Source organism: Cohnella silvisoli (assembly GCF_021190915.1).
GTDB classification, from domain to species: domain Bacteria; phylum Bacillota; class Bacilli; order Paenibacillales; family Paenibacillaceae; genus Cohnella; species Cohnella silvisoli.
Genome location: NZ_JAIOAP010000001.1, coordinates 130,628 through 145,328, shown reverse-complemented (window position 1 = coordinate 145,328; position 14,701 = coordinate 130,628). Strand labels below are relative to the sequence as shown.

The 14,701-nt window shown below is 50.9% G+C and carries 14 protein-coding genes; 2 read left to right on the top strand and 12 right to left on the bottom strand.

Translation table 11 applies throughout. The annotated features are described in order from the left end of the window. The 6 genes from K7P76_RS00640 to K7P76_RS00615 form a co-directional block, all read right to left on the bottom strand. Positions 1-1,056, bottom strand: coding sequence for a glycoside hydrolase family protein (locus K7P76_RS00640; RefSeq protein ID WP_232182138.1), 1,056 nt, complete (start codon positions 1,054-1,056; stop codon positions 1-3). Between the two features lie 20 nt (positions 1,057-1,076). After that, positions 1,077-1,340, bottom strand: a complete 264-nt coding sequence (locus K7P76_RS00635; RefSeq protein ID WP_232182137.1) for a glycoside hydrolase family protein — start codon at positions 1,338-1,340, stop codon at positions 1,077-1,079. Between the two features lie 14 nt (positions 1,341-1,354). Then, positions 1,355-4,003, bottom strand: coding sequence for a carbohydrate binding domain-containing protein (locus tag K7P76_RS00630; RefSeq protein WP_232182136.1), 2,649 nt, complete (start codon positions 4,001-4,003; stop codon positions 1,355-1,357). 37 nt (positions 4,004-4,040) lie between these two features. After that, on the bottom strand, positions 4,041-4,874 hold the full coding sequence (locus K7P76_RS00625) for a carbohydrate ABC transporter permease (protein WP_232182135.1): 834 nt from the start codon (positions 4,872-4,874) through the stop codon (positions 4,041-4,043). Further along, a complete protein-coding gene (locus tag K7P76_RS00620; RefSeq protein ID WP_232182134.1) occupies positions 4,871-5,800 on the bottom strand; it encodes a carbohydrate ABC transporter permease in 930 nt (309 codons plus the stop codon). Before K7P76_RS00620 ends, K7P76_RS00625 begins: the two co-directional genes overlap by 4 nt. A 76-nt stretch (positions 5,801-5,876) precedes the next feature. After that, complete coding sequence (locus tag K7P76_RS00615; RefSeq protein ID WP_232182133.1) at positions 5,877-7,232, bottom strand: ABC transporter substrate-binding protein; 1,356 nt, start codon at positions 7,230-7,232, stop codon at positions 5,877-5,879. 432 nt (positions 7,233-7,664) lie between these two features. Between K7P76_RS00615 and K7P76_RS00610 the strand changes: the two genes are divergently transcribed. Beyond that, the gene (locus tag K7P76_RS00610; protein ID WP_232182132.1) at positions 7,665-8,717 is read left to right on the top strand and encodes a LacI family DNA-binding transcriptional regulator; all 1,053 of its coding nucleotides are present in this window, start codon (positions 7,665-7,667) and stop codon (positions 8,715-8,717) included. A gap of 288 nt (positions 8,718-9,005) precedes the next feature. Here the strand turns inward: K7P76_RS00610 and K7P76_RS00605 are convergent, their stop codons facing one another. Beyond that, positions 9,006-10,001, bottom strand: coding sequence for an aldose epimerase family protein (locus K7P76_RS00605; protein WP_232182131.1), 996 nt, complete (start codon positions 9,999-10,001; stop codon positions 9,006-9,008). Positions 10,002-10,040: 39 nt separating this feature from the next. On the opposite strand from K7P76_RS00605, the gene K7P76_RS00600 reads away from it, so the two are divergent. Continuing rightward, positions 10,041-10,937 (top strand): helix-turn-helix transcriptional regulator, encoded by an 897-nt coding sequence (locus K7P76_RS00600; RefSeq protein WP_232182130.1) that lies wholly within the window; start codon positions 10,041-10,043, stop codon positions 10,935-10,937. Between the two features lie 26 nt (positions 10,938-10,963). Here the strand turns inward: K7P76_RS00600 and K7P76_RS00595 are convergent, their stop codons facing one another. The 5 genes from K7P76_RS00595 to K7P76_RS00575 form a co-directional block, all read right to left on the bottom strand. After that, positions 10,964-11,287, bottom strand: a complete 324-nt coding sequence (locus K7P76_RS00595) for a MocE family 2Fe-2S type ferredoxin (RefSeq protein WP_232182129.1) — start codon at positions 11,285-11,287, stop codon at positions 10,964-10,966. Beyond that, on the bottom strand, positions 11,284-12,426 hold the full coding sequence (locus K7P76_RS00590; protein WP_232182128.1) for a fatty acid desaturase family protein: 1,143 nt from the start codon (positions 12,424-12,426) through the stop codon (positions 11,284-11,286). The genes K7P76_RS00595 and K7P76_RS00590 overlap by 4 nt, the downstream gene beginning before the upstream one ends. Positions 12,427-12,552: 126 nt before the next feature. Next, positions 12,553-12,819 carry a zinc ribbon domain-containing protein gene (locus K7P76_RS00585; RefSeq protein WP_232182127.1) on the bottom strand — a complete coding sequence of 89 codons (267 nt, stop codon included), beginning with the start codon at positions 12,817-12,819 and terminating at the stop codon, positions 12,553-12,555. Positions 12,820-12,884: 65 nt separating this feature from the next. Beyond that, the gene (locus tag K7P76_RS00580; protein WP_255678120.1) at positions 12,885-14,156 is read right to left on the bottom strand and encodes an MFS transporter; all 1,272 of its coding nucleotides are present in this window, start codon (positions 14,154-14,156) and stop codon (positions 12,885-12,887) included. Between the two features lie 83 nt (positions 14,157-14,239). Beyond that, positions 14,240-14,665: a MarR family winged helix-turn-helix transcriptional regulator gene (locus K7P76_RS00575; RefSeq protein WP_232182125.1), complete on the bottom strand. Its 426-nt coding sequence runs from the start codon at positions 14,663-14,665 to the stop codon at positions 14,240-14,242. Positions 14,666-14,701: the final 36 nt, after the last annotated feature.

Genomic DNA, 14,701 nt, shown 5'->3' with positions numbered 1-14,701 from the left:
TTACCGCCCCCGCTCCGCGAGGGTAACGGAGCCGTCCTCTCCGTAAACGACTCGGTATCCGCCGAGAAGCGACTCGATCGCGTTATTGGCCAGAAAGATATCGTCGCCGTTCGTATCTTCTACCACTTTCGCGATATAGAAATGGCCGGCGTCCGGCAACGAGATTCGCGACCATGGACGGGCTTCGTAAGGCCCGTCGAATTGCTCGGAGACGTAAATCCAGTTTTCGAATGTCCCGTAGCCGGTTACGCCTCCGAAGTACATGTACCATATGCCGTTGCGATTCCAGATTTGGGACGTCTCCATTCTCTCGAACTGTTGCGGATAGGCAACGATCTTATGAGGCTCCCAGTCCGTCAAGTTCCGGGAACGAAGCATGAGCTGGCAACCTCGACTATCTTGCGGCGCATTCACTGCCTGCGCGTTAATGACCATATAGTACCAGCCGTCTATCTTCTCGGGATAGACGAACGGATCGGCTAGCGGAGACGCTTCTATCGTTTCGCCTTGCCACTTCGCGGCGATCGGATCGGGCCTTGGAATGACCGGACCATCGCCGACTTTAGTCCAATTCGTTAAGTCGTCGCTCTTGGCCAGCCCGATCCCCCCTTCGTCCCGATTCGAGTTCCCGGTAAACAACATATACCAGGCCCCATCCTTGAAGACGACGCTGCCCGTCGCGATTCCTTTGTCGTTCCACGTCCCCGGAAGCGCTTGAAGCGCTAGCGGCCGTTCTTCCCAATGCAGCAAATCCTTCGATACCGCATGCCCTACCGATTGGCGGGAATGAATATATTCCGGATCGCCCGCTCTTGGATACTGCAAATAAAACGCATGAACTTCGTCCCCTTGCCGGGCATACCAGAAATCCCAAACGAACATCTCTTCCAACTTGTAACTATCGAAACCCATCCGGGAACTCCTCCTTTTGTCGCCGTCGAACGCATAACCCGAAGTCTCTTCTTGTTCCCCGTTACCTTTGCGTTTATCCGCGCTCAGCGCCCATATCCCGATCAGCAAACACGCCGTTATGAAGAAAATGATCCATTTCCTCATGGCTTACCTCGCCTCGAGCGTCACGGAACCGTTCTCTCCGTAAACGATACGATATCCTCCGAGAAGAGACTCGATCGCGTTAGCGCTTGGAGCGCTGCCGGCCGTTCTTCCCAATGCAGCAAATCCTTCGAGACCGCATGCCCTACCGACTGACGGGAATGAATATATTCCGGATCGCCCGCTCTTGGATACTGCAAATAAAACGCAAGAACTTTGCCCCCTTGCCGGGCATACCAGAAATCCCATATGAACTCATCTTCCAACCTGTAACTATCGAAGCTCATTCGGAAACTCCTCCTTAATATCCGATCGTTTCAATCGAATCGAAATACAACGTGCCCGATCCCGGACTTCCGGCGCCGACTCCCGTGTAGAGCGAGAGATGGGCGACCGCCGACAAGTTCATCGGACCGGTGCCGGTATACCAGGACGGCCGCGCGAAGGCGCTGAACGGAATTTCGATCAGCCTTGCCGTCGGATCCGCTAAGTCCAACACTTTATCCCAATAATCCCCGCCAACCGTTTTGATTTGAATCGTAAAATTGCGATTGGAGCCGTCTGGCTTGAACCAGAAACGAAGCGCATCGTATCCGGACCAATCGGCGCCTCCGAGATTCAACGCCACCCCACCGTAGGTCACGACCCCGACGTTATACTCGTATTTCAATCCGTAATCGCCGTCATTCTTGTGCGCCGGATCCAACGAGATCGTTACCGGATCCGTATTGGGATTCACCTCGTAAGCCGCATTAAGGGCCAAATCCGTTCCCCCGTAACTTTCGAAATCGTCGATTTTGCCATCGGCATAGACGCCGGAATCCGCATAGAACGTCGAGACTTTCCCGATCTGCGGATTCGTCGCGGTCGTAGAAGCGTTGTTAAACTCGATCTTCACGTACCTCGTTCCGCTCGGCAGCCTGCTTCCGATGTAGGTGACCTTTTTCTTGGCCCCATTGATCGTTATTTTCTTAGGCGTATAGAGAGAATAGGAAATATCGTCTGAAGAGATATAGAACTTGAAGTCGGCGACAGGAGCATTGGACGAAAACCATGTGTCGACTACAAATCCGGTCAGTCTCGTGCGATCAGTCACGTAAGGAGCTTTGTATATGACGTATTCGCTCGAATTCGACGTTCTAGTCAACCTAGTACTGTCCCCTCCATAGGAGTCGGGGTTGCTGCCAACCTTGGTCAACTGCGAGCTGAGCCTGTATATTTTGGTCAAATCGCGCAAATCGTCCTCGACCGCTCCGTTCTGAGGCGCGTTGCCCCATATCGCTTTGATCGCCTCTTCGTCGCCGAACGACGACGGATACACACTGCTCGGCGTGATCGCGTTGTAGTAAGTGTTGGAGCCGACGGGAGCATAGCCAAGCGTATTATATCCAGCCATTTGGAGATGGCCGTACAGGTCGTTCGTCCGAATCCAATCGTTGGCGTAAGCCAGCCACGAGCGGCGATAGTCGTTGTCCTGATGGGCGAACCAGGCAATCTCGTCATACCCCCAAGGCCAGAAGGGCGCACTCGTGCCCGGGTTGCCGTTCGTCCCCGAAACGTTATCCAGTTCGATCAAATAAGGCGTACGGGACGAAACCCATCCTTGGGGATTCAGGCCTCCGATCGTTTTCCCATAGAAGGAGTCGAGATAATTGATCTCCAATTTCGTTTCCTGGGGAAAACCGGGCAGAGGTTTGTTGCGCGCCGGATAGCCCACGAAATCGAGCGCCAGTTTCTTAACGGCGGGGGCGGGTTCCTCCAACGTGTCATGAAGCGTTGCTCCGGCAGCGTTAATCTTCACGTCCATCAATTGAACCGTCCAAATATTCGGCATCGTCTTCCAGCTTATTTTCACGTAGTTCGTGCCGACCGGGAGAGGACTTCCGTTCGTCGTTCTGTAATTCGGCCACGTGTAATCCGTGCGTTGTATTTCTTGAATCGTCTTGCCGACCAGTGTCCAGTTCTGACCGTCCGGGGACGCGTACAGATCGAAGCCGTCGGGCTGATCGCCGGCTCCCGCCCAATTCGCGGAGATCACCTCAAAGCCGGTTGCGCCTTCCATCTTGTACACGATGTAATGTCCATCCGGCGATTGGGCGCCATCGCGGTTTAATCGGGATGCGTCGTTATTATAATAAATGCTCGTATTTCCCGGGGCTTCGTATCTGAACGGCCCCTTGGCCATGTACCATAACGGGTTGGCATTATCGTACACTTCGTTTACGTGGGCGTCCAACAAGATGTTATGCCTTCTGGAATGAACTTCCCCGTACGCTCGAACGCGATTCAACAGGCGGTTCCAGTTCAAATAAAACGGATCCGTTTCGCCCATCAGTCTCAACTGACCGAAGTGGATCGACTCGTAGCCGAGATCGATAAACCGCTTTGCTCGGTAAAAGAAAAACATTTGGGTTTCCAGATTCGTAATATCGGGAACGGACTGTCCCGTTCCCCAGAAGTTCACGTATCTCCCATCCCCATACAGCATCGCCTCGTAACTGAAATTCCGGGTCGTCGGCTGCAGCCCGAACTCTTCGAACACCCAGGCCGGAATCGGAATGTTATTCACCGTTTGCGCCGTCGTCTCGAAGATGGCTGCCTGCAGGATGATCTCCGGATCCTGGGCATGAACGGCTTCGGCCATCTGCCCGGCACCGGTGAACATCGACTCGTCGGCTTCAAATTCCGTCCAGATCATTGCGGCCCTTCCGATATGCTTCGCGCCAGTATTCGCGATAAATCGCAGCCATTCCCGCTTCTTCTCCGCATCCTCATAAAAGAAGGCTAAATTCAGGATCTTAACGGAACGGGACAAGTAGCGACTCAGCGTATCTTGCGACATTTTCCCGTCAAAAGCGTAGGGTGACGGGGCGGCTTTCGCCCCTCCGGTCTGCCATACTCCGAACAGAAGACTTAATGCGACTATTAGACATACGGTTTTTTGGCGCATGCGATACCCCTCCGTTAATTATCCATTTCAGATGCCTTCACTTTAAATTAGCGATGTTAACTCCCTTATTCAGATACTTCTGAGATAGTACGAAAAACAATAACGTCGGGATTAACGCGATCACGATCGCTACCAAGATGAGCGTATAGGCATTGTAAGTAGGCGAAGTAAAGTAGAGCAATCCTACCGCAAGCGGATAAGAGCTTCTGTCGCTCAAATAGATAAGCGGACCAAAGACGTCTTTCCAGGACCCGAGGAAAGTGAACAGCGCGGACACGATGAGCACCGGCTTCGCCTGCGGCATGATCACGTGCCACCAAATGCGCAAATACCCGCACCCGTCGATCTTGGCCGCCTCGTCGATCTCCCGAGGCAAAGTGATATAAAACTGCCGGATCAGAAAAATCAAATACGCGGAGCCGAACAACTGCGGGACGAGCAACGGCTTGTAACTGTCGAGCCAACCGATCGATTTGAAGTAAATGAACAACGGAAGCATGGTGACTTGACCCGGAAGCATCATCGTCGCGATAACAATAATGAACATGCCGTTGCGGAAAGGAAACTTGAACCTCGCGAAACCATACGCGATCAACGACGAGCTGAGCACGGATAAAACGACCGAGCTTGCCGCAAGGAACGTGCTGTTCCACATAAAGACATAGAATTTCAATTCTACGAACACATAGGAGTAGTTACTCCACAAGGCGGGAGATGGTATCCATTCGATCGGGATCTTGAAATACTGCGCATTGGTCTTTAAAGACGAAGTAAACAGGTAGGCGAACGGGACGAGAATGACGAACGACAATAAAGCCAGGAACGAAAAAATGAATATTTTGCTCGCGAGAAGACCCGATTTATGCCTCATTTGCTCTCCTCCTCGCCGAACAACTGAAACTTTTTCGATAGCCTGAAGATGACCAGGCTGAGCAGAAGGCTGACGATAAAGATGGTCCAACCGACGACGGCCGCCGAGCCCATGTTGTAGTCGCGGAAAGCCAGCGTATATAAGTAGAAAACTAACGTCGCCAACGAGTTTTCATTGCCCATTCCACCCGTCTTGAATTCGGAAGCCAGCGTCAGCGCCAAATCGAACACTTGCAAGCCACCGATAATCCCCATGATCGATTGGAACAACAAAACCGGAGTAAGGAGCGGTATTGTCACCTTGTAGAACTGTTGTAACCCGTTCGCTCCGTCGATCATGGCCGCTTCGAAATACGACGGATCGATTCCTTTGATCCCAGCCAAATAAATGATGACGCCGCTACCCAAAAACCAGAAGCTCATGGCGACGATGACCCATACGGCTTGGCCGGGTTCGGTCAACCAGGATTGGTAAGGCAATCCGAGCAAATTCAGCACTTGATTCAAGAGGCCGTATTTCCCGTTTCCGAATACCGGTTGCATCATACTGGCGAGTGCCGTCCCGATCACGAGGGAAGGAAGAAAGATGATCGCGCGGAACACGTTGGCCCCAAGATAGTCTTTGGCTAACATCGCGGCGATAACAACGCCGAGCACGAGGTAGATCAAGCTGCTTCCGAACGTAATTATCAACGTGTTCTTCAACGCTGTGTAGAAAATCGGATTTCGAAACACTCCCTCAAAGTTGGATAGCCCTATCCATCGCGGTTCCCTCAGAAAATCCCATTTGACGAACGTCAGATAACCCGAGACCGCCATTGGAAAAATACCGAATAACAAAAAACCTGCCATCCATGGAGAAACCAGCAACAGGCCCGCCAACTTCTCCCGTCGTTCAATTCCCATTTTGCTTCTGCCTGATCCCAAGCTGCTTCCCTCCTAACTGCGAGTAGAAAATCGGGATGCCCTCTGGATGGAAGGACATCCCTTTCCCGTTTACCGCTTACTTGCCGATATTCGCTTGATATTTGTCCAGCATCGGCTGGCCTTCTTTCTCCAGTTGTTCGGCGAATTGCTGCGCCGTCACTTTGTCCGACACGAGTTTGCTTTGCAGCCCCGTCCGCAACGTATCGAAATCCGAAGGGAACGGCGGAGTCGCAACGACGCTCTCCTTAGCCGCGGCGAACCCGGTAAAAGCGTTCGGATCACCGGCTTGCAGCGTCTCAAGCGTCTCGGCCAGCGCTTCTTTATTAACAGGCAGGTCGGAAAACTTACCGAAAGAAAGTTGTCCTTCCTTAGAACTCATCCACTTGACGAGTTCCCAAGCGGCTTCCTTGTTCTTCGAAGCGACCGGGATGACATGCGAGTTGAGATAGCCTACCTGAGTCACTTTCCCGCCTTCCACGATCGGCGCCGGAATGGACATGTAGTTGATATTGGCCTCTTTCATCGCATTCAAGCTCCAGTTTCCCGTCCAGCCGATCGCCACTTTTCCGGTTGTCAATGCGCTATCCGGATTGCCGTAAGCACCTTTCCATACGTCCAAGATCGGTACCTGGGCTCCGCTTGCCATGATGTCTTTGAACGCCTGAATAGCCTTAATGCCTTCCGGCGTATTCACCATCACCTTTTTGCCGTCGAGCGACAGTACGGGCGATCCGGCGCTTAGAGCCAATGAGTATAATAACTCCTCGGGAAACAGATTGGCCGCCATCATATCGCCCTCAAGTCCCGCTTGAACCTTTTTCATCATGTCCACCCATTGCGCCGCTGTCATCGGCTCCGTCTGGGAAGGAAGAGGCACGTTCGCCTTGGCAAACAAATCCTTGTTAATGAAAGGAACTCTTCGGCCCACCCCGGTCGGAGCTCCCAATTGAGCGCCTTCCACGTTAAACGCCGCTACCGAATCTTCGGTTAACTGTCCGAACACTTCCTGCGCCCCCGGCAACGTATTGAGATCCAGGAATACGTTCGAGTAAGTGTAGGCGAACCAGTCGCTCGAAGTGAATCCGATGACGTCCGCCGCATTGCCCGAGATCAAGTCCGTTTTCACTTTGGAATTATAAGTGTCGTAAGGCAAAAACTCCGACTCTACTTTAATGTTCGGATGGGAGTTCTCGAACTCGTCCAACCAGGCCCGGAATTGGACTTCGTCTTGCCCGGAAGCCCAATGCAAGTACCTGATCGTGACTTCCTTCTCCGCGGCGTTCTCTTTGCTCTGTTCGCTCTGTTGCGCCTCGCTTCCGCCACCGCTGCCCGCGCTCGATTCCGAGGAGGAATTCCCGGAAGAACATGCCGCCGTAACCAAAATGATGGCCATAATCAAACTCAGTGATAAAAACGCTTTCATTGTTTTCATTGCCCTTACCCCCAATTAAGTATGAATTGACTTTCATTGCTTTGCAGCTAACGCTTAGCTTCACTTCGTTTACACTCGATCCGCTTTGCGCCCCAAACACTTGCAGAAATCCAAAATGTTAGGTTAAAAACAAGTAATTCTCAAAATGGTTATCTAACATTTCGATAATAATCATAACATGCACAAAACAAATGTCAATACGTTATTTTTATGGCGCAAATAAAACCCAATATAGACCCTATAAAACAAAGGATTAATCTTGAATTTACGCATAAAAACAATATTCCCTTTCCGCTTTTTTTGTTATCTAACAAAACAACAAAGTTGATCAAATATCAATTGCCACATTGTTATTTTGTTATTTATTTTATATGATTAGGAGTAGCAGCCAATCAAATCATTTGTTCGTTGGTTCCAGAGGGAGAGAGAAGGATGTCTCGTAAAGTTACGCTGCAACAGATCGCCGATTACGTCGGCTTCTCGAAGTTCGCCGTTTCGAGGGCGCTCTCTGGAAAATCCGGAGTGACCCCCGATACCCGGGACAAAATCATAGAAGCCGCCACGAAGCTCGGTTATTTTTCCCAACAATCGAAATCGCACAAGACGAAAACCAAAGACCGCGCGATCCAGAGCGCCGTACCCGCCAAGAAGGTGATCGCCGTTGTCATTCCGAATTTAAGAGACCAGACCAAGGACAATCCGTATTGGGGAAAAATTCTCGAGGGAATAACCGAAAGCGTCGAAAAAGCGGGATTAAACATGATCATTATGACGGAGCAGCTGTCCGATCATTTATTTTCGGCCATTAATCAGCGAGGTCTGCTTGGATATATATGCGTTGGGTTAATCCCCACGCAAATCGTGCTTGAAATCAAAAATCTCGGTCTCCCCTTCGTGCTGGTCGATCATGAAGATCCTTTAATCCCGTCGGATTCGATCTTCATGAATAACTTCGATTGCACAAGACAGCTAACGACTTATTTGATCGGTCTCGGCCACAAATCCCTGCAGTTCGTAGGCGAAACTTCCAACATCCGAAGCTACTATGACAGATGGAAAGGTTATTCGGCGGCTTTGGAGGATAACGGAATACAATCGCGCCAACACCCCGACCTGCTCAAGCTATTCGATATGCGACCGGAAAAGGTACGCGAAGAGGCGTTAAATCAAATTAAATTGCTCCAGTCCAAAAATGAGCTCCCCACGGCTTTCGTATGCATTAACGATCACATGGCCAACGAAATTATCCATTCGCTTCAACAATTGGGACTTCAGGTTCCACGCGATTTTTCCGTGACCGGATTCGACGATCTTGACGTCAACTCTCTCGGGATTACGACGATTCACAGCTCCAGTAACGCGCTAGGTAGAAGAGCGGTAGAAATGCTGCAGAGACGCTCCGAAAATCCTGAATCGGACTACGAGAGAATTCTGTTCGCCGGTAGAATGATCATTAAAAAAACGACAAGCGCCCCGATAGCCTGAACTGTAAAATTAAGAAAACCATCTTCACCGTCTTCGCTCTTAGAATGCGCTATAAAAAAGACCGTCAGGGCGCCCTGACGGTACTTCTGAGTTTGGAAGAAATCCGAGACGATATGTTAGGTAGTTGGAGTAAATAAATGGATTAGTAGTTACTACTTAGGTCCTCCAATTGGAGGGAGAAGTATAGGCACTTTTTGGGGCCTTCGTGATTCATGCCTATCTTGTGGCCTTAGTAGTGACTGAAAATCTGCAGCTACATCATACGCTGCAATGGAGCTTACCGCATACTTACCTCATCTTCTGCAGCGAGCCGCATCCCAACCGGAGCTGGAGACTCCAGTGCGCTTTGCCTCTCATAGCGGGAATTTGCAACAGCTTTCCATTCTCATATGCCGTGCTTAACGTGTCATAGAAACCGTTGCAAGGCTCCAGCGCGCACACGAGCTGCCCATTAAATTCACCTTCGTTGATCCAGAAGCCGAAATAGGGCAGCTCTTCGGGCGACCATTCCAACACAACGAATTCACCGCTGTTACGTTCATAAAGTCCGGCCCATCCGCTGTCCACAGGCCCTTCCGCATAGAACTTGCGCGAATCGCCCGTCCCCGCCGGGCGAATGAAATCAAGCCGCGGGTAAGGACTCTCAATCGTCTCCGGCCAATCATAGACGCGGCCCTTGTCGAGATTTCTTCCGCCGTCGGTGCATAACATTTGTTTCAGCCCATCCGGCACGCAGATTTGCGTATGCTCCGTCGCCGCGAATAAAGGATGCGCCGTCCAGAAAACGGATATCGCCTCTTCGCCAGTGTTCACGACCTCATATTCAAACCGAACAACCCGTTCATCCGCGAAGGACATCCTGCGCGTGATTTCGTAGGGGAGCGCCCGGCCCGCTGCCTTGCAAATCAATACCCCATTCTCACTATAGACATCCCAAGGCATTGACCATAATTCCCCATGATCGGGAATGATGCGGCCTTCGTAGGCTCCCTCCGCTGGATACGGGCAAGCGACGATCGTCGGAAAACATTCATCCCACCCGAACATCGCTTGCTCCGAATACGTCTCTCCATATCCCAGGCTTCCGCGCATTTCATCTGATTTAGATTCCGTAAGCCATTCCTTAGCCGTCGGCTTGTACTGAAGGGATACGATGTTTCCGCCCAGCTCCGGCACTACGATCAGGCTTATCGCTGCCGTTTCCATGACCCAACAATCCAAACCCCGATAAGTAGATTTTTCCATGTTATAATAGATTTGTTTTTCCCGATCTTTCCCTGTCATGATACCGCTCCTTTGCTTTCCTAACGGAGGTGACGAACGATGTCCAAGAAACTGCATTACCTTGAGCCTGACGATACCCTGAAGGACTTGCAAGATTTCTTCTTTCCGCCCTATATCACGCTAGCCCATATGTTCCACTCTCCCGAGGGCTGGGCGCTAAAGCCTCGCGTCTTGAAGCAATACCAGCTGCAATATGCCTTGGAAGGCTCGGCCGACTACCGGATCGAGGGGACTCCCTACGCTACGACTAGAGGAGACCTGCTCCTGCATTGTCCGAACGAGCTTCACGAAGTAAAGACGATACCCGGGAAGCCGTACGTCTGCTTATCCATCGTATTTCATTTCGGCGCTACGGATTTCCCGCTTGGCCAGCTGGTCGGTTTCGACCGGAATAACTCCGACTCCGACCGTCCCCATCTTATGGGCAACTTTTCCGAGCATCCTCTTGAAAATCAGCTGTCCGAGCTCATCTATCACTACCGCCAGCCTGGACTCCATCATAAGCAGCGATCACAGCATCTCCTCATGGGCGTGTTATTGACTTTGGCCGACTATCGCAACAAAGACTCCGGGTCGTCCGTCGCCAAGGAATCATCCGGGACCGCCAAGCTGATCCTCATCCGCAATTACATCGACAACAACCTGCGGGACGGATTCCGCCATGAACAGCTGGAGAAGCTGTCCGGTTGGAGCCGGAATTATATTATTTTGCAATTCAAGCGGCATTTCGGCATGTCGCCGACGCAATACCTCGTATGGATTCGGCTCGAGAAAGCCAAGGAATTAGCGCTTCAATCCGGTTTAGCTTTCGGTGAAATCGCAGCCGAAGTCGGGTATTCGGACGTTCATTCCTTCGGCAAAATATTCAAGCGCAAGATGGGCATAAGCTTAAGCCAATTCGTCGGCACGCTGTTCCGGGATACTCCCGATCGTTAGCCGGAAAATGGGATTCGCCGCTCCCTCTAATCCATCTGGATAAATACTTTACCTGCTTTAGTTTTAACGGGGTAAGTTTTAATATCGATGCACACCGGCTTCTTCATCGCTTTGCCCGTCGTATAGTCGAAACGCCCGTTGTGCTTAGGACATTCGATAATATGCCCCATGACCAAGCCTTCTGCCAGGTGAACCCTCTCGTGGGTGCAGAAGCCGTCGGTCGCATAGTACTCGCTGTCTTCCGTACGATAGATCGCGAACGAGCGGTCGCCATAGTTAAACCGAATAACGTCCTCCTCGTCGATATCGTCAACTCCGCACGCTTCAACCCAACCCTCAAGCTCGCTCATTGTACCCTCCTGTTATCGCCTGTTATCGTTGGACCGTAGTTGTAAGGCTGCGCCGTAGCGGGAAGAGGTTTTACGATTGTATAGGAAGGGTCTTTTCCCTGCTTCAGCAGAGCTGAAATCACTTCCTTGTAAGCTTCCCATAGGCTGCGGCGAGCCGGCGGACAGTCACGCTTCATCTCTTCGTGCAGCGCAGGAAGCGCATGATAAGGAACCATCGGGAACATGTGATGCTCGACGTGGTAGTTCATATTCCAATACAGGTAGCGGAAAATAGGGTTCATATACACGGTTCGAGTGTTCAAGCGATGGTCCAGCACGTCCTCCTTCAGCCCGAGATGCTGGGTCATTCCGAATACGAGAAGCAGGAACGCGCCATAGAACGAAGGTAAAATGACGAACATAGCTGGCAGAATGCTCACCGTATAGATGCATGCAAATACGACCCCTGCGAAAATAAGCAAGTAAAACCGCGATTCCCAAAATGTTTTGCGAAACTCCGATGGCGGAATGTAGTCTTTCTCTTCCTTATCAATGATGCCGAAGCTGTGCAGGAACATTCTCTTGATATCCCGCGGACCGGCATACAGCCTCAAGAAATCCATCAGGATAATCCTCCAGATAGGAGGCCTCGGCTGCGCAATCTCGGGGTCGCGTCCGACGATTATCGTATCCGTATGATGACGAGCGTGACTCCAACGCCACGGCGTTGCCGGCCTCAGGCTCATGAAGGAAGCCATTTGGTACACGACCTCGTTCATCCAAGATGTTTTAAAGGCGGTGCCGTGTCCACATTCGTGCCACCGTGAATCGGCGGGCGATGAATACAAGATGCCGTACAGGAGGAATGCCGGAATAGCCCACCAAGTTCCCCAGGCGTAGTAAGCTAGAATGCCGGAGCCGATCATCAAGGCGAACCATAAGAGAGTGTCCCGGATCGCAGGCAGGTTGCGCCGCTGCATTAACTCCTTCATCCGCTTCCTCGGAATCGGGGTCGCGTACCACTCCGCCGACGCAATCCCTCTGTCCTGAGCCCGCTGGTTTTCCGGCCCGGTAAGGCTGTAATTCCTTTTCACATACGCTGTTTCGCTAATGACAATCCCCTCCCTTTCATTGCTTCTCCCCTCTATTATAGGAGCCATGCATCCTCCTTGTATTTGGTTCAAAGTCATAATGATGTAACCAAGATCACACTCCGATCTCGCTCCATACAGAAAAACACCGACCGCGCGTGGTCGATGTCTTTGGACAAATATAAATACACTCGATTAACGATTCCGCCACCGTTCCAGCTTGACTATGTTTCGCGTGAAAAGGCCCGTGACAAACTTGGGAATGCCGAACTCCACCAGTTTGGCCTTCACTCTCTCTTTCATCTGGTCAGCGGTAATATCCGGCAACGTAAACACGCCGTTCTCATAGCAATGGCTGCAATACATCGTACTCTTTGATCCGTCTGCCTCGGTTCCGCCGCCCTTGTCGTCTCTCGACATCGGCATCCCACAGCTTTGACAGTTTTTGTACACTTCTGCCATCGGTAACCCCCCATTCGACTAGTACGTTGGAATCTGTTCATTATGGATAAGATTATACCATACGCTCACGCTCCGATAAGCTGATCCTTACCGCCCGCTTTCGAAATTCTAATCGCCATTAAAGCGGCAAGGATACAAACGAAACCGGCAGCGACGAATGATACCGTGTAAGTGCCCAGCCAATCCCTCATAACTCCCGCTCCATAAGCAGCCACCGAAGCGCCGATCTGATGGGCGACGACGATCCATCCGAAAATCATTCCCGCCTGTTCTCGGCCGAACGCGTTCGAAGAAATTTTGACGGTTGGCGGAACGGTCGCGATCCAATCCAACCCGTAAAATACGGTAAAAATCATCATTTCCATATAACCGAGATGAAGGGCATAAGGGAGGAAAATAAGGGATAACCCGCGAAGCCCATAATACCAGAACAGCAACCAACGACTGTCGAATCTATCCGATAACCAGCCAGACAACGTTGTCCCGACAAGATCGAAAAGCCCCATTATCGCGAGAAATCCCGCCGCTACCACTCCGGAAATCCCAATATCGCCGCAAGCAGGAATGAGGTGAGTTCCGATTAAACCGTTCGTGGAAAATCCGCAGAAGAAAAACGTACCCGCGAGAAGCCAGAAAGTTTTGTTTCGAAGCGCGGAACGAAGCACGAGCAACGGCGTGACTATGATATTCCCCTTAAAAGGAACAGGCTTGCTAATCTCATCCGAACCATACGGAGCAGAGCCTACGTCATACGGATGGTTTCTCATCCATAGGGCGACGATAACGAGCAGGACGAGAATAACCGCGACGGATGTATACATGGCATATCTCCAGCCCGAATCCGCCGTAATCTTAGCCAGCAAGGGCAGGAATAAGAGCTGTCCCGTAGCGGCGCTGGCCGTCAGCATTCCAACGACCAGCCCTTTCCTCTTCACAAACCATTGATTGGCGACCGTTACTCCGAGCACGTTGGCCATCATTCCCGATCCGAGCCCCGCGACGAATCCCCATAAGAGCTCGAATTGCCACAAGGACGTCATTAACGGCGTTACGGCAAGACTTGCGGCCAGAACCGCCAGAGCGACGACCATCACCCGGCGAATACCGAATTTCTGCAATAAAGCGGCAGAAAATGGCCCTACTAATCCATACAAGAAAATCCCGACGGATACGACCGCTGAGATTCCTCCCCGGCTCCACCCGAATTCATTTTCTAAAGGGAGCATTAATATACTCGGCATCGAACGGATTCCTGCGGATACAAGCAAAGTAATAAAGGTGATGAGAACTATGATCCATCCATAATACAATTTCGGCGATACTTTATTCGTGTTCAATCGTTCCACGCTCCGCTCCATCTGTTTGGAACATCTTTTCAACCTATTTTGTTTGTACATACAAAATTAATTCAAACAAATAATCATTTTTTCTCAAGCCTCTCGCTTGTTTTTTTAATATCTTGGGACAATTGATCTGATTCCTCTTCCCCAAGAAGGGCCGCATAGCTGTCGTGCAGATTTCTCGAAGCCTGACGAATCGTATCTTCCAAACCCTGCCCCTTAACAGTGGGATAAACGAGCACCGTTTTCCCCTGTACCTTCCGTTCTACCAATTGCTTGGCTTCCAACTTGTCGATGAAACGAGTTAGGGTAGACGGGGTTACGTACAGCTTCTCGGCTAACTCCTTCTGCGTGATTCCCGGGATTCCGTTAACGAGCAGAATAAGATATCCATACATAGGACTAAGTCCCGTCGACGCAAATTGTTCTTCGGCAATTCTCGTTATGGAACGACTTAAGCGATTAGCGGTGAAGAACAAACAATTATGCAAAAAACTATCGTTCATGGCGGCTTCACCTCTTGCTCTATTTTGTATGTACAA

Coding starts and splice junctions, on each gene's coding strand:
- K7P76_RS00615 (WP_232182133.1), bottom strand. CDS start 7,232: ATGAAAACAATGAAAGCGTTTTTATCACTGAGTTTGATTATGGCCATC.
- K7P76_RS00635 (WP_232182137.1), bottom strand. CDS start 1,340: ATGAGCTTCGATAGTTACAGGTTGGAAGATGAGTTCATATGGGATTTC.
- K7P76_RS00585 (WP_232182127.1), bottom strand. CDS start 12,819: ATGGCAGAAGTGTACAAAAACTGTCAAAGCTGTGGGATGCCGATGTCG.
- K7P76_RS00625 (WP_232182135.1), bottom strand. CDS start 4,874: ATGAGGCATAAATCGGGTCTTCTCGCGAGCAAAATATTCATTTTTTCG.
- K7P76_RS00600 (WP_232182130.1), top strand. CDS start 10,041: ATGTCCAAGAAACTGCATTACCTTGAGCCTGACGATACCCTGAAGGAC.
- K7P76_RS00605 (WP_232182131.1), bottom strand. CDS start 10,001: ATGACAGGGAAAGATCGGGAAAAACAAATCTATTATAACATGGAAAAA.
- K7P76_RS00640 (WP_232182138.1), bottom strand. CDS start 1,056: ATGAGGAAATGGATCATTTTCTTCATAACGGCGTGTTTGCTGATCGGG.
- K7P76_RS00590 (WP_232182128.1), bottom strand. CDS start 12,426: ATGGCTCCTATAATAGAGGGGAGAAGCAATGAAAGGGAGGGGATTGTC.
- K7P76_RS00630 (WP_232182136.1), bottom strand. CDS start 4,003: ATGCGCCAAAAAACCGTATGTCTAATAGTCGCATTAAGTCTTCTGTTC.
- K7P76_RS00595 (WP_232182129.1), bottom strand. CDS start 11,287: ATGAGCGAGCTTGAGGGTTGGGTTGAAGCGTGCGGAGTTGACGATATC.
- K7P76_RS00575 (WP_232182125.1), bottom strand. CDS start 14,665: ATGAACGATAGTTTTTTGCATAATTGTTTGTTCTTCACCGCTAATCGC.
- K7P76_RS00610 (WP_232182132.1), top strand. CDS start 7,665: ATGTCTCGTAAAGTTACGCTGCAACAGATCGCCGATTACGTCGGCTTC.